This is a genomic window from Ferdinandcohnia sp. GQ5, assembly GCF_059759275.1.
This window is the reverse complement of record NZ_JCAXEW010000008.1, coordinates 179,486-196,188: the sequence shown is the minus strand read 5'-3', so window position 1 is coordinate 196,188 and position 16,703 is coordinate 179,486. Positions and strand designations below refer to the sequence as shown.

Genomic DNA, 16,703 nt, shown 5'->3' with positions numbered 1-16,703 from the left:
TGCTTGCTAATGGCAGCGGAAACGAATATTTTAGAAATGGATCAAGGCAGTAACGGTCTTGGTAAGGTTGAAATTGCACCAGAGGTAATTGAAGTAATTGCTGGTATTGCTTCTTCAGAGGTTGAAGGAGTCGCACAAATGAGAGGGAACTTTGCTTCTGGAGTGGTTGAGAAACTAGGAAAGAAAAACCATGGTAAAGGTGTTAAAGTTGAATTAACAGAAACCGGGATCATTGTGGATGTATACTGTGTAATGAACTTTGGCGTTTCTATTCCGAATGTTGCTCGTCAAATTCAAGACAATGTACGCCAGGCTTTATTGAATATGACAGCTTTAGATGCGAATGAAGTTAACATCCATGTTGTTGGTGTGTTATTTGAAACGCAAAAACCTGAAGTTGAAGTAGAAGAAGAGATGTAGGCACTAGGTAGTCTGATGGCAAACGCTATCAGACTTTTTTATTGGCTCTTTTCTAAAAAGATTGTTGCTTTTTGTTAGTACATTGCAAACCATGATGATTGGAGCGTAAGATGGCGAATCCAGTAAGAGGAACAGCACCTGTCCAGTTGTAGCAGCTAGAAACTCGAGAAATTTCTACTCCTCTTTCAGAGCCAAATTACGCCTCATTGCCTGAGTGGCCAAATTTTCTCGTTTCTGTGCAAGCTGCCTCCGCATTTCATTGAGGAGGCTAAAGCCACGCCCACGGAAAGGATCCACCAGAAGAGGAAGTCAACGATATAAAAAACAACAAAGATTGCGAAAACAGCCTTTTTATTTTTACCTTACAATAAAGAGTTGGTTTTTATTTTAAAATTATTTTATGATATTATCATGTTATCGGAATGCAATTGATAGTGGGACAAAAGTTTTACTATATATAAAGGAGAAATAATTAGTATGAAAAGACGTACAGCACGACAAAAGGCTTTGCAATCGTTATTTCAAGTTGATGTAAGCCAGAGTGACCCAAATGAGGCAATTGAAAGTGTACTTGAAGAAGAGTCTTTAGATCCTTTCTTAGAACAGATTGTACATGGAGTAATCGAACATAAAGAAGAAATTGATTCTCTATTAAGAGAGCATCTAGAAAAATGGAATCTTGAAAGACTTGCAAATGTAGACCGTTCGATTTTACGCATCGCAGTCTATGAAATGAAATATATAGAGGAAATTCCTGTTAAGGTAAGTATTGATGAGGCAATTGAACTTGCTAAAGAATTTGGTGATGATAGCTCGAGTCGTTTTATTAATGCTATTCTATCGAAAATAAAAGATACATTAGTAAAGTAAAATATCGCTGTAGTCCATAAAGAATTCAAATTAGATAAGGGAGAGTCGAAAAATGTCGGCAGAGATTATAAGTGGGAAAGAATTAGCACAAACAAAACGTAATGAAATTGCAGAAGAGGTAAAGAATTTATCACAGGACGGTATCGTTCCTGGATTAGCTGTGTTATTAGTTGGTAATGACCCAGCTTCAAGATCCTATGTAAAAGGGAAAGATAAAGCATGTAAGGAAACTGGCATTTACTCTTTGATGCTAGAATATCCAGATACCATTACAGAAGAATTTTTACTTAGTGAAATTGACCGCTTAAACCAGGATCCTTCTATCCATGGTATTCTTGTTCAATTGCCATTACCAAACACGATTAATGAAACGGCAGTTATTGAAAGAATTTCACCCGAAAAAGATGTGGATGGTTTTCATCCAATTAACATTGGCCGCATGATGACTGGACAAGACGCTTTCTTACCATGTACACCTTTTGGAGTTATTGAAATGGTTAAATCGAAACAAATATCAATCGAAGGTAAGCATGTTGTGGTTGTTGGCAGAAGTAATATTGTCGGGAAACCAGTTGGACAACTCTTCCTTAAAGAGAATGCTACAGTAACATATTGTCATTCCAGGACTAAAAATTTGAAAGAAATGACCCTTCAAGCAGATATTTTAGTTGCTGCTGTTGGAAAAGCGAATTTTATTCCTGGAGATTATATTAAAGAAGGTGCAGTTGTGATTGATGTTGGTGTAAACCGCCTTGAATCAACCGGTAAGCTTGTTGGGGACGTTATTTTTGACGAAGCAAAAGAGAAAGCAAGCTATCTTACACCAGTACCAGGTGGAGTTGGTCCTATGACGATTACAATGCTTCTTCATAATACGGTTCAGTCTGCGAAAAAATTCGCCCTTCTTTCTAGGAAGTAAGGATTGGTTGGAATGGAACAGAATCGATATCTAACCGTTACAGCTTTAACAAAATATATTAAACGTAAATTTGATGCGGATCCTCACCTTCAGGATATTTGGGTGAAGGGAGAAATCTCGAATTTTAAGGCGCATAGTCGTGGACATATGTATTTTACAATAAAGGATCAACAAGCACGAATTCAAGCTGTGATGTTTGCTGGCTATAACCGAGATTTAAAATTTACTCCTGAAAATGGGATGAAAGTTTTGCTTCGCGGCGAGGTTACAGTATTTGAATCAAATGGAAACTATCAGATCTATGTAAAAGAAATGCAGCCTGACGGAATCGGAAATTTATACTTAGCCTATGAAGAAATGAAAAAACGTCTTGAAGCGGAAGGACTTTTCTCCCAAAACTATAAAAAGCCAATTCCTAAAATACCACATTATATTGGGATTGTTACATCACCAACAGGGGCTGCGATTCGCGATATAATTACAACGATTAGACGTAGATATCCAATCGCAAAAGTAATTGTCTTTCCTGCCCTTGTCCAAGGAGTGAATGCCGGGCCATCAGTGGTAAACGCCATCGAGCAAGCGAATGAATTTGGAAAAATTGATGTTTTAATTGTTGGCCGTGGCGGTGGCTCAATTGAGGAACTTTGGGCATTTAATGAAGAAATCGTGGCAAGAGCGATTTTTCAGTCTAAGGTGCCCATTATTTCTGCAGTGGGACATGAGACAGATATTACGATCGCAGATTTTGTGGCAGATTTACGTGCACCTACACCAACAGGAGCTGCCGAATTAGCTGTGCCACATATGGCCGAGCTTTCTGAACGCTTACTCGTTAGACATACTCGTCTACTGCGTGCAATGAAAGAAAAACTAGTAAGTGATTCAAAACGTTTAGATACATTGAAGAAATCCTATGCTTTTCGTTTTCCGAAAAATCTTTACGATCAAAAGCAACAACAGCTGGATCGCTTGGTAGACCGATTAGAAAGAGAAGGGGCTATGGCAATATCTCGAAAGCAAGAAGTATTTCAAAAGCTTAGCCTACGGTTGCAGCATAACCATCCAAGTGAAAAGCTGATTCGTGCCAAACAAAAGCAGGATCTTAATCGAAAAATGCTTTTAAAAGAATTTACACAGATTTTGAAACAGAAGCAATTTGCTTTTTCGTCCCAAGTATCGAAGCTAGAGGCACTTAGTCCGTTGAAAATCATGGATCGTGGGTATAGTCTTGTATATGATCAGGAAGAACATTTAGTAAAAAGTGTGCAGCAAGTTGAACAGGGGAATAAAATCAAGGTTAAGCTGTCGGATGGTCATCTTGACTGTGAAGTAATTGAAATAGAGGAGAGACAATAGATGAGTGAAGACAAGGTATTATCCTTTGAAGAAGCAATGGAAAAACTCGAGCAAATTGTCGGGCATCTTGAAGAAGGAGATGTCCCTTTAGAAAAAGCAATCACATATTTCCAAGAAGGCATGAAGCTTTCAAAGCTTTGTCATGACAAGCTCCAACATGTTGAAAAGCAAATGGAGCAAATCTTACGCGAAGACGGTGAACTTGAACCGTTTACGATTCAGGAGGAAGAATGAACATGAATCCGACTGAGATAGCACAATTTTTAGATGTACAAAAGAATACTATTGAAGAGCAGCTTCCTAAGTATATTTCTAGCTTATCAGCACCCAAAATAATAAGGGAAGCGATGCACTACTCTCTTGAAGCGGGTGGGAAACGGATTCGCCCTTTATTACTCCTTGGTACACTACATTCTTTTGGAAAAGATGAAGCAATCGGTCTACCGACTGCGTGTGCGATTGAAATGATTCATACGTATTCCCTTATTCATGACGACCTACCGAGTATGGATGATGATGATCTTCGTAGGGGAAAACCTACCAATCACAAGGTGTTTGGAGAGGCAGTGGCAATTTTAGCGGGTGATGCACTATTAACATATAGTTTTCAGGTAATTACTGAATCCATCAGTCCTGAATTATCCCCTGAAAAAAAGCTGTTGCTCGTAACTGAATTAGCAAAAGCTTCTGGTCCAGAAGGCATGGTTGGAGGACAGGTGGCGGATATGGAAGGCGAAGGTAAAGTCCTGAGCTTAGATGAATTAGAATACATTCACCGCCATAAAACAGGAAAATTATTAGCATATAGTGTGATTGCAGGAGCGATTCTTGCAGATGCTACTAGTGAACAGCTTGATAAGCTTACGCAATTTGCGCATCATTTAGGTTTAGCCTTTCAAATTCGAGATGATATTTTAGATATCGAAGGTACAGAAGTTAAACTTGGGAAACCGGTCGGCAGTGATACTGGTAATCATAAGAATACTTATCCTGCATTATTAACTCTTGAGGGTGCAAAGGAGAAACTAACCTTTCATATAGATGAAGCAAGGCGGTTTTTATATAGTGTTGATATGAAACATGATATACTAGACTATATGTGTAATCTAATCGCATCCAGAGATCATTAAAATACATTCCAAAAAAATGTATTACATAGTAAATGAAAGTGAGTGAATCCTTTGGATCTTCTAAGTATTAAAGACCCTAAGTTCCTAAAAAATATGTCTATAGATGAATTAAATAAACTTAGTCAGGATATCCGTCAATTTTTAATTGAAAAGCTTTCCAAGACAGGTGGACATATTGGTCCAAATCTTGGGGTGGTTGAATTAACAATCGCTTTACATAAGGAATTTGATAGCCCAAAGGATAAATTCATTTGGGATGTTGGGCATCAGTCCTATGTACACAAAATTTTGACAGGTCGGGCTTGTGAATTTGATACATTGCGACAATATAAAGGGCTATGTGGGTTTCCGAAACGGATTGAAAGTGAGCATGACGTTTGGGAAACTGGACATAGCTCAACCAGTCTTTCCGCTGCTATGGGAATGGCTGCTGCACGAGATATTAAAGGAACTAAAGAATTTATCGTTCCGATAATTGGTGATGGTGCCTTAACAGGTGGAATGGCATTAGAAGCATTAAATCATATCGGACATGAAAAGAAAGATATGATTGTCATTTTAAACGATAATGAGATGTCAATTGCACCAAATGTTGGTGCACTTCATAATGTACTCGCAAGGCTGCGTACAGCGGGTAAATACAACTGGGTAAAAGATGAACTTGAGTATTTACTTAAAAAAATTCCAGCTGTAGGTGGTAAGCTTGCTTCAACCGCTGAGCGTATCAAGGACAGCCTGAAATATTTGCTTGTGTCTGGAGTTTTCTTTGAGGAACTAGGTTTTACATACCTAGGGCCAATTGATGGACATAATTATGAGGATTTATTTGAGACACTAGAATACGCAAAGAAAACAAAGGGGCCAGTATTGGTTCATGTAATTACCAAAAAAGGGAAGGGTTACACCCCTGCGGAAACAGATAAAGTGGGTACATGGCATGGAACAGGTCCTTATAAAATTGAAACAGGGGATTTCGTTAAGCCTGTAAATCCACCTCCTGCATGGAGTGCTGTTATTAGTGAAACGGTCCGGAAGTTAGCTAAAAATGATAATCGAATTGTTGCAATAACACCTGCAATGCCTGTAGGTTCAAAACTCGAAAAGTTTGCAAAGGAATTCCCTGACAGAATGTTCGACGTGGGAATTGCAGAACAGCATGCAACTACGATGGCTGCAGGTCTGGCAACGCAAGATATGAAGCCTTTCTTAGCGATTTATTCGACCTTCTTGCAAAGAGCTTATGACCAGGTTGTGCATGACATATGCCGCCAAAATCTAAATGTGTTCATTGGAATTGACCGCTCAGGTTTAGTAGGGGCAGATGGAGAAACACATCAAGGTGTGTTTGATATTCCTTTCTTAAGACATATCCCAAATATGGTCCTTATGATGCCAAAGGATGAAAATGAAGGTCAGCACATGGTGAATACTGCGATTCAATATGATGATGGTCCAATTGCTTTAAGATATGCAAGAGGAAATGGACTTGGAGTCGACATGGATGAAGAACTTAAGGTTATTCCTATCGGTACATGGGAAATTATAAAACCAGGTACAGATGCTGTAATTCTTACGTTTGGTACTACGATTCCAATGGCCTTAGAAGCAGCAGAGCGACTTGAAAAAGAAGATATATCTGTAAGAGTGGTCAATGCCCGTTTTATTAAACCACTCGATAATGATATGATGCACCAAATCTTAGGGTCAAGCCTTCCAGTTTTAACAATTGAGGAGTCCGTATTAATGGGTGGATTTGGAAGTGCAGTTCTTGAATTTGCTCAAGAACATGGATATCAAAATGCATCAATCGACCGAATGGGCATTCCTGACCAATTTATTGAGCATGGAAATGTAAATGATCTGTTGCATGAAATTGGCATGACAACTGAGAATGTGGTTGAGCGCATACACAATCTCGTACCTAAGAAACAGAAAAGAGTGTAGACATGGGTACAAAAAAAGAAAGACTCGATGTTTTGTTGGTTGAACGCGGATTAATCGAAACAAGAGAAAAAGCAAAACGATCCATTATGGCTGGTCTCGTGTATTCAAATGAAGAACGACTTGATAAGCCAGGAGAAAAAGTAGAAATTGATATACCACTTGTTGTGAAAGGGAATGTCATTCCTTATGTCAGCAGAGGTGGGTTAAAGCTTGAAAAAGCCATTAAAGATTTTAATTTAAACATCAAGGATAAAATTATGATTGATGTAGGCTCCTCAACTGGTGGTTTTACGGATTGTGCACTTCAAAATGGAGTCAAAAAATCATATGCCCTTGATGTTGGCTACAATCAGCTTGCCTGGAAACTCAGACAAGATGAACGTGTCGTCGTTATGGAACGAACTAATTTTCGATATGTAACACCAGCTGACCTACAAAGCGGTCTACCTGAGTTTGCGACAATTGATGTTTCGTTTATCTCTTTGCGTTTAATTCTGCCTGTTTTAAAAACGCTCCTAGTTCCGAATAGTGACGTTGTGGCGCTTGTAAAACCACAATTTGAGGCAGGTAAAGAGCAGGTTGGTAAAAAAGGGATCGTACGTGAACCGAAAACCCATGAGGCGGTCCTTACGCATATCATTGAGTTTTCCTTAAAAGAAGGGTATGATTGCATTAATTTGTCGTATTCGCCAATCACAGGTGGAGAAGGAAATATCGAATTTTTACTCCATTTGCGCTGGAATGGTCCGGCTGAGAAGGGCGAAAACAAGTTACCTATTTCTGAGCAGGAGATCGTACAAAGTGCACATGCAAATTTAAAAAATGATAAATAATAGAGGGGATAGCCGTAGTGCTGTCCTCTTTCTTCATGAAGAAATGATATTACGCTATACATATTGAAAACCCAATAACTCATTAAAAAAAATGTACAATTCTGTCAGAATCGGCTAACATAGGAGGTAATAAAACAAAGTTTGAGAGAGAGGAAGTCACAATGAATAAAGGGCAAAGACATATAAAAATTCGTGAAATTATCACGAGCAATGATATAGAAACACAAGATGAAATTGTCGATATTCTAAAAAGTGAGGGATATAACATCACACAAGCGACTGTATCCCGGGATATTAAAGAACTTCATTTGGTAAAGGTACCAATGATTGATGGCCGTTATAAATATAGTCTACCAGCTGATCAACGTTTTAATCCGCTACAAAAATTAAAACGTTCATTAATGGATGCTTTTGTGAAAATCGACTCAGCGGGGCATATGCTTGTGATGAAAACCCTTCCGGGGAATGCAAATGCGATCGGTGCATTAATCGACCATTTAGATTGGGAAGAAATTTTAGGTACAATTTGTGGCGATGACACCATCTTAATTATCTGTAAAACTCCAGAACAAACAGAAACAGTTTCAAATCGATTCCTAGACATGCTCTAAGGGAGAGAGTGGAATTAGGAGGTGTAGGAATTGTTAGCAGAATTATCAATAAAGAACTTTGCCATTATTGAGTCTCTTTCGGTTTCATTAGAAAAAGGATTGACAGTTCTAACGGGTGAAACAGGAGCGGGAAAGTCCATCATAATTGATGCTGTCCATTTATTGGTGGGCGGAAGAGGCTCTGTTGAATTTGTACGATATGGCGAAGACCGAGCGGAAATAGAGGGGCTATTTTTAATCGATAATAACAATCACCCCTGTTATGCAAAAGCTGAAGAGTTTGGGATTGAAATTAGCGAGGGAATGATTGTTTTACGTAGGGATATATCTAAATCAGGGAAAAGTGTCTGTAGAATTAACGGAAAACTCGTCACCATTTCGATTCTTCGTGAGTTTGGCAGAACATTAATCGATATCCATGGTCAACATGAACACCAAGATTTAATGAATCAGGAACAACATATTCATATGCTGGATCAATACGGTGGAAAATTACTTGAACAAGCATTAAGGGCCTATCAAGAGGTTTATAAAAGCTATCTACAAGTAAAGCAAAGGTTAAAAAGCTTTAATGAAAATGAACAGGAAATGGCCCATCGACTTGATTTAATTCAATTTCAATTAAATGAAATTGGCAATGCAAATTTGCAACCGAATGAAGATGTGGAATTAACTGAGGAAAGAAGAAAGATTTCAAATTACGAAAAAATCTTCAAAGCGTTACAAAATAGTTATAATGCGCTACATGGTGACCAAAAAGGACTTGACTGGGTTGGGTTAGCCATGAATCATGCAGAAGATATTATGGATATTGATAAAGAATTAAAAAATATCCATGAGACCATCTCCAATAGCTTCTATTTGTTAGAGGAAATCTCCTATAAAATCAGAACTCAATTAGACGAATTAGAATATGATCCTGCAAGACTTGACTATATTGAAGGTCGTTTAAATGAAATTGCTCAATTAAAGCGAAAATATGGACATACTGTTGAGGAAATTCTCGAATACGCAGCAAAAATAGAGGATGAAGTCGATACTATTCAAAATCGCGAGCAACATATCGGAAAGATTAAAGAAGAACTTGAGTCAGTACTAGAGGATGTGAAGCTTGAGGCTGAAAATATCTCAAACCTTCGAAAAAAATTAGCAAAAGAACTAATTCATAAAATTAAACAGGAATTAAAAGAGCTATATATGGAAAAAGCAAAATTTGATATTAACTTTTTTGAGGATTCGACTATTAAATTCACTCCAAATGGGAAAGATGATATTGAATTTTACATTTCGACAAATCCCGGTGAACCACTTAAACCTTTAGCAAAAATTGCCTCAGGTGGAGAGTTATCGAGGATTATGCTTGCCATAAAAGGTATCTTTTCGAAACATCAAGGTGTTACATCCATTATTTTTGATGAGGTTGATACAGGGGTTAGTGGGCGTGTTGCACAAGCAATCGCCGAAAAAATTCATGGTATTTCAATAGGTTCACAAGTACTTTGTATTTCCCATCTCCCGCAGGTTGCAGCTATGGCAGATACCCATTTGTTTATATCCAAAGAGACTGTACAAGGAAGAACAATGACATCCGTAACACCATTGGATGAGGATGCCAAAGTAAAAGAAATAAGTAGAATGATTTCCGGGGTCGAAATAACGGATTTAACAAAGGAACATGCACAGGAATTATTAAAACTTGCGAAGGAAAGCAAACATGCAAGACAGATGGTAAACCACTAATGTATTTATGATATACAAAATGAGAAGCAATTTTTATTTGTAATGCTATCCAAATTGGGTAGCTTTTTTAATCTCGAAGTGGTTATAAATGTGGCCTTGAAAGGCCAAATTATAGAATGTAGCCATAAAAACTTTATTAGTGAGTCAAGTCACCTCTTTTAGTAGTGGTTTGATTTATGGCGTGGGATAGGAGCGAGGAGAGTGAAAAATAAATGAAAATAGATAAAATTAGATATATAATCGGTACATTTCTCCTTGTTTCAATAATGGCTTTAGGTTTTTATAAGCCGGTAAAAGAATATTTAGAAATTCCATTACAACTTACTTTGTTTGAAGGCCAAGATTTTACAGTCCAATCCTCACTACCAGTCACAACAACTACTAATAATGCCAATTTTGCCTTTTCATCAGCGGTGGAGAACAAACAAATCTCAGTTGCTGCAAATGAAAGCGGTGAAGGTGAGATGATGGTTGAATTAGCAGGTATTCCCGTAAAAAAGGTTAATGTAAATGTTTTATCTGATTTTAAGGTGATACCTGGCGGACAGTCAATAGGTGTTAAACTCAATACACTAGGTGTTTTGGTTGTTGGGCATCACCAAATCGAAACAGCAGATGGGAAAAAATCCCCAGGTGAGATTGCTGGAGTAGAGGTTGGCGATATTATTAAAGAGATTAATGGTAAGAAAATCGAAAAGATGAGTGATGTTGGACCATTTGTTCAAGAATCGGGTAAGACAGGAGAACCGTTAAACCTTGTAATTGTTCGCGACAACGAAGATATAAAGGCAAAGCTCATGCCATTAAAGGATAAGAACGATGAAGCTTATCGAATTGGTCTTTATATACGGGATTCAGCTGCGGGTATAGGAACTATGACCTTCTACCATCCGGAAACGAAAAAGTACGGGGCATTAGGACATGTTATCTCAGATATGGATACTAAAGAACCTATTGTCGTATCGGATGGCCAAATTGTTAGATCTACTGTTACCTCGATTGAAAAAGGAAGTAATGGTGATCCTGGTGAAAAGCTTGCGCGTTTTTCAGCAGATAAAGAAATTATCGGGAACATCAAACGTAATAGTCCATTTGGCATTTTTGGTGAATTAAATAAACAAGTGAATAATGGCATTATGGATAAGCCGTTGCCAATTGCACTTTCACACCAAGTAAAACCAGGGCCAGCGAAGATTTTAACGGTTGTTGAAGATGATAAAGTTGAGGAATTTGATATTGAAATTGTAAGTGCGGTTCCTCAAAAAATTCCTGCTACAAAAGGAATGGTTGTTAAGATAACAGATAAACGCCTATTAGAAAAAACAGGCGGTATCGTCCAAGGTATGAGCGGTAGCCCAATTATTCAAGACGGTAAACTAATTGGAGCCGTTACACATGTATTTGTAAATGACCCAACTAGCGGATATGGTGTTCATATTGAGTGGATGCTAAGTGAGGCGGGAATTGATATTTATAAAAAAGAACAAAAAAAGGCGAGCTAATGCTTGCCTTTTCTTGTTCATTTCTATAAAAGATATCGCCAAATTTTGATTCAGCTTATATAATAAATAGGGCATAAAGATTTTTCGACAAAACCCAAATTTCATCAATAAATATTGGCGTTTTTAGTCGAATACTTCAGTATAATGGAGAATAATTTATTTTTCAATAAAATTTTCCTATTTTTTTAAAAAATTAAAGGAATTCTTATTGCATTGTCGAATTCTTTCTTTAGAATAAGAATATATACAAATTTTCTGGATTTAAGCTTGAGGAGGAAATAGAGTGAAGAAAATTAAAGTTTGTGTGGTTGATGATAATAGAGAACTGGTTAATTTACTTGATGAATATTTATCAAGCCAAGATGATATCGAAGTATTAGGTGTTGCGTATAACGGTCAGGATTGCCTAAACATGCTTCAAGATAAACAACCAGACGTTCTCGTTTTAGATATTATTATGCCTCATCTAGATGGCCTAGCAGTATTAGAGAGGCTCCGTGAATTAAATCTTGAAAAACAGCCAAATGTCATCATGTTAACAGCATTTGGTCAAGAGGATGTGACGAAGAAAGCTGTCGATTTAGGTGCTGCGTATTTTATTCTCAAGCCATTTGATATGGAAAACCTTGCAAGTCGAATTCGTCAAGTAAGCGGAAAGACTGCCCCGATTATTAAACGTAATTCTGGAAGCAATGTTGTTCGTACGGAAAATAGTCCGAAAAATTTAGATGCGAGCATTACTAGTATTATTCATGAAATTGGGGTTCCTGCGCATATTAAAGGATATCTTTACCTAAGAGAAGCAATCTCGATGGTATACAATGATATCGAATTATTAGGATCAATTACAAAGGTACTTTATCCTGACATTGCAAAGAAATTCAATACAACTGCAAGCCGTGTTGAGCGTGCGATTCGTCATGCAATCGAAGTTGCATGGAGTCGAGGCAATATCGATTCTATTTCTAGTCTTTTTGGTTATACAGTAAGTATGTCAAAAGCAAAACCAACAAACTCAGAATTTATTGCAATGGTAGCAGATAAGCTCCGTCTTGAGCATAAAGCTTCTTGAGAGGGTAAGGAATAACTACAACTGAACTTATTATTTGTTATATGATAGAAAAACACCGTTTCCAAGAGGAAACGGTGTTTTTCTTATTTGTCTTCTTTTTCGGCTTTCTCCAGCTCCATCATTTTTTGTACAAGAATATGTTGGGGCATATGCATGATTTGCTCAATCGGAACATTTAGGGCTTTTGATAAACGGATTGCTGTTTCAGCAGAAATTTGCAATGGTCTCATATTTGGTTCTCCCTTTACTAAAATTACACTATAATGGAAGTATACCAAAAAAAGGAGAATATCAATGATGAAAACGAAAATTTTTGGTCATAGAGGTTCTGCCGGAACACACCCGGAAAATACAATGATATCGTTTAAAGAAGCGGCTAGGGTTGGAGCAGATGGGATTGAGTTAGATATTCAAATGACAAAGGATGGAGTCATTGTGGTCATCCATGATGAAACCGTTAATCGTACTACGAATGGAAAACATAAGGGCTGGGTTAAAGATTATACATTAAAACAAATCAAAAAAATGGATGTAAGCTACAAGTTTAAGGATAAGTATGGTTTTTGTGAAATTCCGACACTTGAAGAGGTATTTGATTGGGCAAAATCAAACCAGTTGCTAATAAACGTGGAATTTAAGACCGGGTTAGTTTCGTATAAGGGTATAGAAGAAAAGACCTTGAAGATGATTCGTGACTATGGTCTGGAAAATCGAATTGTTTTATCAAGTTTTAATCATTATAGCTTAGTTAAGTGTAGACGCATTTCAACTAAAATTGAACTTGCCATTTTGTATATGGAAGGTATTTATAAGCCGTGGGATTATGCAAAACGTCTTAAGACGAACGGCATTCATCCATATCACCAGACGATAAATAAGGAAATAGTTGAAGAATCGAAGCTGAATGGTATTGCTGTACGCCCTTTTACAATAAATGATGAGAAAAAGATGAAGCAACTTATAGATTTTGGTTGTTCCGCGATCATCACAGATTATCCGAAAAAAGCGTTAGCTTTAACAAAATAACAATGTAATAAATAAACATGTAAAAAATCCTGCTTATAAAAAGCAGGATTATTTATTTTGCTCGCCAGCAGGTGAACTTTCGTTTTGAAATTTTTCCTGAACTTTATTTCTTTTCCGGTCACGGTGTAAAATGAATCCGCCAATAAATGAGAGACCTGCTAAAAAGAAAATAAGGCCAATAATAAATTGTAGCATTAAGGATGGAATAGGGCTGTGTAAGACACCGAAAAACATATCCCTCATAAATTTAATTCCAACCCCTGCAATAACTCCTGGTATTAATAGCACTATTAGAGCTAGTATACGTTGCATATCAAAAATCCTTTCAATAAAAACGACCTATATATAAATGTAAGTCATTAATAAAATTTGTCAAGATGGAGAATTAAGGTTATTATATAAGTGTGCACTATTTTGCAAAGAGAGTAATGGGAGTATGTAAAATATTGCATGGTTTACATATTTGTTAGGGGGTGACTGTGGTTATGCAGAAAGTTATGGTCGATTTGATCTTAGATTCAACCCATGATGGAATGATTGTCATCAATATTGATAGCCAAGTCATCTTACTAAACAACAGTGCATCAAAGATGATTGGTGTCACGAAGGAAGAAGCAATTGGAAAACATATATATGAGTGTATTCCTGATAGCAGATTACCTGAAATACTTACGACAAGAGCCATTGAGGTCAACCAAGAATTCGTCCTGAAAAATGGACGTAAGATTATTACAACCCGAATTCCGATGGTCAATGAATCGGGGATGTTATTAGGAGCATTTGCTGTTTTTAAAGATATTACCGAGGTTGTAAATCTTGCTGAAGAAATTACAAATTTAAAAGAGATACAAACAATGCTCGAAGCAATTATTCAATCCTCTGAAGAAGCCATTTCGGTTGTTGATGAAGATGGAAGAGGAATATTAATTAATCGCGCATACACTCGGATCACTGGACTAGAAAAAGAGCAGGTAATTGGAAAACCCGCAAATGCAGATATATCTGAAGGCGAAAGTATGCACATGCAGGTTTTGAAAACAAGAAGAGCTGTAAGAGGTGCCCGTATGAAGGTAGGGCCTCACGAAAAAGATGTAATTGTTAATGTTGCACCGATCATTGTGGATGGAAAGCTTAAGGGTAGTGTTGGTGTCATTCATGATGTATCTGAAATAAGTCAATTAACATCTGAATTAAATCGAGCCAGACATATCATTCGTTCACTTGAAGCGAAATATACGTTCGACGATATCATTGGTTCATCTGAAGAAATGGAATTTGCTATTGAACAAGCAAAACTTGGTGCAAAAACTCCTGCTACGGTTTTACTTAGAGGAGAATCGGGAACGGGTAAGGAGTTATTTGCACATGCAATACATAATGAAAGTAAACGAAAATTTAATAAGTTCGTCCGTGTGAATTGTGCTGCTATTTCTGAATCGCTGTTAGAAAGTGAGCTTTTTGGATATGAGGAAGGAGCGTTTTCAGGAGCTAAACGTGGTGGCAAACGAGGTATTTTTGAGGAAGCGAACAATGGCAGTATTTTCTTAGATGAAATTGGAGAGATGTCCTTAAATACCCAGGCCAAATTACTAAGGGTGTTGCAGGAACGAGAGATAGTTCGAGTTGGTGGAACAAAACCAATTCCAATTGATGTAAGAATTATTGCAGCTACGAATGTGAATTTAGAAAAAGGAATTGGCAACGGAACATTTAGAGAAGATCTCTACTATCGTTTAAATAAAATTCCGATTTATATCCCTTCATTGCGTATGCGAAAACAAGATATTAAACCACTAGCAGAACATTTGCTGCATAAAATTAATCAGGATTATGGTCGGACAGTCGAAGGACTAACTGAGGGTGCAATCAATTATTTGTATCAATATGACTGGCCAGGGAATGTTAGGGAGCTTGAGAATGTCTTAGGTAGAGCTGTAATCTTTATGAACTATCAGGAAAGACTAATTGATATAAAACATGTACAGCCATTACATAGTTTGAGTGAGAAGGCTCCTACCAAACAATTGTTAGCTGAGACTGAAATTAAGGATGTTCCACTAACGGAATTAGTAGAAAAATACGAAGCAGAAGTAATTGAAGAAGTATTAAGGTTAAATGGCGGAAATAAAACAGCAGCTGCTAAATCATTAGGGATATCCCTAAGAAGCCTGTATTATAAGTTGGAAAAATATAATCTTGCAAATTAAAGCACGCAACAATTTGCAAAGTATGCAGAAATTTGCACAAAAATATTAAGAGAAAGTAAGTGAAATAAAGCGCTTACAAAATAATATGTTGGCACGATAATTGCATAATAAAAAGGTGTAACAAAGGGAATTTTGATTGAAAAGAAGGTAAAGTCTAAATGAAACTTAGTGATCTTATTAATATTGCAGCCGAACAATCACAAGTGACCGTTGCAGTTGCAGCTGCTGAGGATGAAGAAGTACTTGAAGCTGTAGTAGAAGCCGTAAAAAATAAGCTTTCCCGATTTTTATTGTTTGGTAATAAAGAAAAAATTGAACAAATCCTTTCTTTAAAAGGGGGATATGAATTAGGACAAGAGGCACTTGTTGTAGTAAATATCTCTTCAAAAGAAGAGGCGGCAGTGGCTGCGGTTAAAGCTGTACATTCAGGAGAAGCAGATGTGCTAATGAAAGGAAATATTCCAACCGCGACTATTCTAAAGGCAGTTTTGAATAAAGAGTATGGACTGCGGACAGGTAATATCCTATCACACGTTGCTGTATTTGAAGTGCCAGATTACGATCGTCTCATCATCGTTACGGATGCGGCGATGAATATATCTCCGGAACTTCAGGAAAAGATACAGATTTTAACTAATGCCGTAAAAGTGGCAAATTCAATCGGTATCTCATTACCAAAAGTTGCACCAATTGCGGCCGTTGAAGTGGTTAATCCTTCAATGCAGTCAACATTGGATGCAGCAGTTTTAACCCAAATGAATCATCGCGGACAAATTCCTAATTGTGTCGTCGATGGACCGTTGGCGCTCGATAACGCTATCTCTATTTCAGCAGCAGTGCATAAAGGAATCGCGAGTGAAGTGGCTGGACAGGCTGATATTTTGCTAGTTCCAACGATAGAAGTTGGAAATGCATTATATAAATCATTAGTCTATTTTGCAAAAGCAGAAGTTGGGGCTGTTATTGCGGGTGCTCGTGCCCCAATTGTATTAACTTCTAGAGCCGATTCTGCAAAAAGCAAATTATATTCATTGGCATTGGCTGTTTGCTCTGCCAGTAAGTAATCAACT

Annotated in this window: 17 protein-coding genes; 15 read left to right on the top strand and 2 right to left on the bottom strand. The window is 37.3% G+C overall.

Features of this window, described 5'->3' with window-relative positions; genetic code table 11:
• The first annotated feature begins 9 nt into the window (after positions 1-9).
• The 12 genes from AC6CHV_RS12175 (at position 10) to spo0A (ending at position 12,400) form a co-directional block, all read left to right on the top strand.
• Positions 10-420 (top strand): Asp23/Gls24 family envelope stress response protein, encoded by a 411-nt coding sequence (locus tag AC6CHV_RS12175; protein ID WP_099360670.1) that lies wholly within the window; start codon positions 10-12, stop codon positions 418-420.
• Positions 421-897: 477 nt separating this feature from the next.
• Positions 898-1,290: a transcription antitermination factor NusB gene (gene nusB, locus AC6CHV_RS12170; RefSeq protein WP_341330917.1), complete on the top strand. Its 393-nt coding sequence runs from the start codon at positions 898-900 to the stop codon at positions 1,288-1,290.
• 52 nt (positions 1,291-1,342) lie between these two features.
• Complete coding sequence (gene folD, locus AC6CHV_RS12165) at positions 1,343-2,209, top strand: bifunctional methylenetetrahydrofolate dehydrogenase/methenyltetrahydrofolate cyclohydrolase FolD (RefSeq protein WP_341330918.1); 867 nt, start codon at positions 1,343-1,345, stop codon at positions 2,207-2,209.
• A gap of 12 nt (positions 2,210-2,221) precedes the next feature.
• Positions 2,222-3,568: an exodeoxyribonuclease VII large subunit gene (gene xseA, locus AC6CHV_RS12160; protein ID WP_341330919.1), complete on the top strand. Its 1,347-nt coding sequence runs from the start codon at positions 2,222-2,224 to the stop codon at positions 3,566-3,568.
• Positions 3,569-3,802: an exodeoxyribonuclease VII small subunit gene (locus AC6CHV_RS12155; RefSeq protein ID WP_121447878.1), complete on the top strand. Its 234-nt coding sequence runs from the start codon at positions 3,569-3,571 to the stop codon at positions 3,800-3,802.
• A gap of 2 nt (positions 3,803-3,804) precedes the next feature.
• The gene (locus AC6CHV_RS12150; RefSeq protein ID WP_341330920.1) at positions 3,805-4,698 is read left to right on the top strand and encodes a polyprenyl synthetase family protein; all 894 of its coding nucleotides are present in this window, start codon (positions 3,805-3,807) and stop codon (positions 4,696-4,698) included.
• A gap of 51 nt (positions 4,699-4,749) precedes the next feature.
• On the top strand, positions 4,750-6,642 hold the full coding sequence (gene dxs / locus AC6CHV_RS12145) for a 1-deoxy-D-xylulose-5-phosphate synthase (protein WP_341330921.1): 1,893 nt from the start codon (positions 4,750-4,752) through the stop codon (positions 6,640-6,642).
• A gap of 2 nt (positions 6,643-6,644) precedes the next feature.
• Positions 6,645-7,475 carry a TlyA family RNA methyltransferase gene (locus AC6CHV_RS12140; RefSeq protein WP_341330922.1) on the top strand — a complete coding sequence of 277 codons (831 nt, stop codon included), beginning with the start codon at positions 6,645-6,647 and terminating at the stop codon, positions 7,473-7,475.
• 161 nt (positions 7,476-7,636) lie between these two features.
• The gene (ahrC, locus tag AC6CHV_RS12135; protein ID WP_099351844.1) at positions 7,637-8,086 is read left to right on the top strand and encodes a transcriptional regulator AhrC/ArgR; all 450 of its coding nucleotides are present in this window, start codon (positions 7,637-7,639) and stop codon (positions 8,084-8,086) included.
• Between the two features lie 30 nt (positions 8,087-8,116).
• Complete coding sequence (gene recN, locus AC6CHV_RS12130) at positions 8,117-9,826, top strand: DNA repair protein RecN (RefSeq protein WP_341330923.1); 1,710 nt, start codon at positions 8,117-8,119, stop codon at positions 9,824-9,826.
• Between the two features lie 212 nt (positions 9,827-10,038).
• Positions 10,039-11,328, top strand: coding sequence for a SpoIVB peptidase (gene spoIVB, locus AC6CHV_RS12125; RefSeq protein WP_341330924.1), 1,290 nt, complete (start codon positions 10,039-10,041; stop codon positions 11,326-11,328).
• 283 nt (positions 11,329-11,611) lie between these two features.
• Positions 11,612-12,400: a sporulation transcription factor Spo0A gene (gene spo0A, locus AC6CHV_RS12120; protein WP_121447884.1), complete on the top strand. Its 789-nt coding sequence runs from the start codon at positions 11,612-11,614 to the stop codon at positions 12,398-12,400.
• 83 nt (positions 12,401-12,483) lie between these two features.
• Here the strand turns inward: spo0A and AC6CHV_RS12115 are convergent, their stop codons facing one another.
• Positions 12,484-12,630, bottom strand: coding sequence for a YycC family protein (locus AC6CHV_RS12115; protein WP_309101019.1), 147 nt, complete (start codon positions 12,628-12,630; stop codon positions 12,484-12,486).
• A 67-nt stretch (positions 12,631-12,697) separates the two neighbouring features.
• On the opposite strand from AC6CHV_RS12115, the gene AC6CHV_RS12110 reads away from it, so the two are divergent.
• The gene (locus AC6CHV_RS12110) at positions 12,698-13,426 is read left to right on the top strand and encodes a glycerophosphodiester phosphodiesterase (protein ID WP_341333519.1); all 729 of its coding nucleotides are present in this window, start codon (positions 12,698-12,700) and stop codon (positions 13,424-13,426) included.
• 48 nt (positions 13,427-13,474) lie between these two features.
• Here the strand turns inward: AC6CHV_RS12110 and AC6CHV_RS12105 are convergent, their stop codons facing one another.
• Positions 13,475-13,738: a DUF2627 domain-containing protein gene (locus tag AC6CHV_RS12105; RefSeq protein WP_099351839.1), complete on the bottom strand. Its 264-nt coding sequence runs from the start codon at positions 13,736-13,738 to the stop codon at positions 13,475-13,477.
• A 173-nt stretch (positions 13,739-13,911) separates the two neighbouring features.
• On the opposite strand from AC6CHV_RS12105, the gene AC6CHV_RS12100 reads away from it, so the two are divergent.
• Both AC6CHV_RS12100 and yqiS read left to right on the top strand, forming a co-directional pair.
• Positions 13,912-15,633: a sigma 54-interacting transcriptional regulator gene (locus tag AC6CHV_RS12100; RefSeq protein WP_341330925.1), complete on the top strand. Its 1,722-nt coding sequence runs from the start codon at positions 13,912-13,914 to the stop codon at positions 15,631-15,633.
• Positions 15,634-15,791: 158 nt separating this feature from the next.
• Positions 15,792-16,697, top strand: coding sequence for a phosphate butyryltransferase (gene yqiS, locus AC6CHV_RS12095; protein ID WP_498078964.1), 906 nt, complete (start codon positions 15,792-15,794; stop codon positions 16,695-16,697).
• Positions 16,698-16,703: the final 6 nt, after the last annotated feature.

What these genes read in the sequence shown, in the direction of transcription:
- AC6CHV_RS12175 (WP_099360670.1), top strand. Translation starts at nt 10, where the DNA reads ATGGCAGCGGAAACGAATATTTTAGAAATGGATCAAGGCAGTAACGGT.
- nusB (WP_341330917.1), top strand. Translation starts at nt 898, where the DNA reads ATGAAAAGACGTACAGCACGACAAAAGGCTTTGCAATCGTTATTTCAA.
- folD (WP_341330918.1), top strand. Translation starts at nt 1,343, where the DNA reads ATGTCGGCAGAGATTATAAGTGGGAAAGAATTAGCACAAACAAAACGT.
- xseA (WP_341330919.1), top strand. Translation starts at nt 2,222, where the DNA reads ATGGAACAGAATCGATATCTAACCGTTACAGCTTTAACAAAATATATT.
- AC6CHV_RS12155 (WP_121447878.1), top strand. Translation starts at nt 3,569, where the DNA reads ATGAGTGAAGACAAGGTATTATCCTTTGAAGAAGCAATGGAAAAACTC.
- AC6CHV_RS12150 (WP_341330920.1), top strand. Translation starts at nt 3,805, where the DNA reads ATGAATCCGACTGAGATAGCACAATTTTTAGATGTACAAAAGAATACT.
- AC6CHV_RS12140 (WP_341330922.1), top strand. Translation starts at nt 6,645, where the DNA reads ATGGGTACAAAAAAAGAAAGACTCGATGTTTTGTTGGTTGAACGCGGA.
- ahrC (WP_099351844.1), top strand. Translation starts at nt 7,637, where the DNA reads ATGAATAAAGGGCAAAGACATATAAAAATTCGTGAAATTATCACGAGC.
- spoIVB (WP_341330924.1), top strand. Translation starts at nt 10,039, where the DNA reads ATGAAAATAGATAAAATTAGATATATAATCGGTACATTTCTCCTTGTT.
- AC6CHV_RS12115 (WP_309101019.1), bottom strand. Translation starts at nt 12,630, where the DNA reads ATGAGACCATTGCAAATTTCTGCTGAAACAGCAATCCGTTTATCAAAA.
- AC6CHV_RS12110 (WP_341333519.1), top strand. Translation starts at nt 12,698, where the DNA reads ATGAAAACGAAAATTTTTGGTCATAGAGGTTCTGCCGGAACACACCCG.
- AC6CHV_RS12105 (WP_099351839.1), bottom strand. Translation starts at nt 13,738, where the DNA reads ATGCAACGTATACTAGCTCTAATAGTGCTATTAATACCAGGAGTTATT.
- AC6CHV_RS12100 (WP_341330925.1), top strand. Translation starts at nt 13,912, where the DNA reads ATGCAGAAAGTTATGGTCGATTTGATCTTAGATTCAACCCATGATGGA.
- yqiS (WP_498078964.1), top strand. Translation starts at nt 15,792, where the DNA reads ATGAAACTTAGTGATCTTATTAATATTGCAGCCGAACAATCACAAGTG.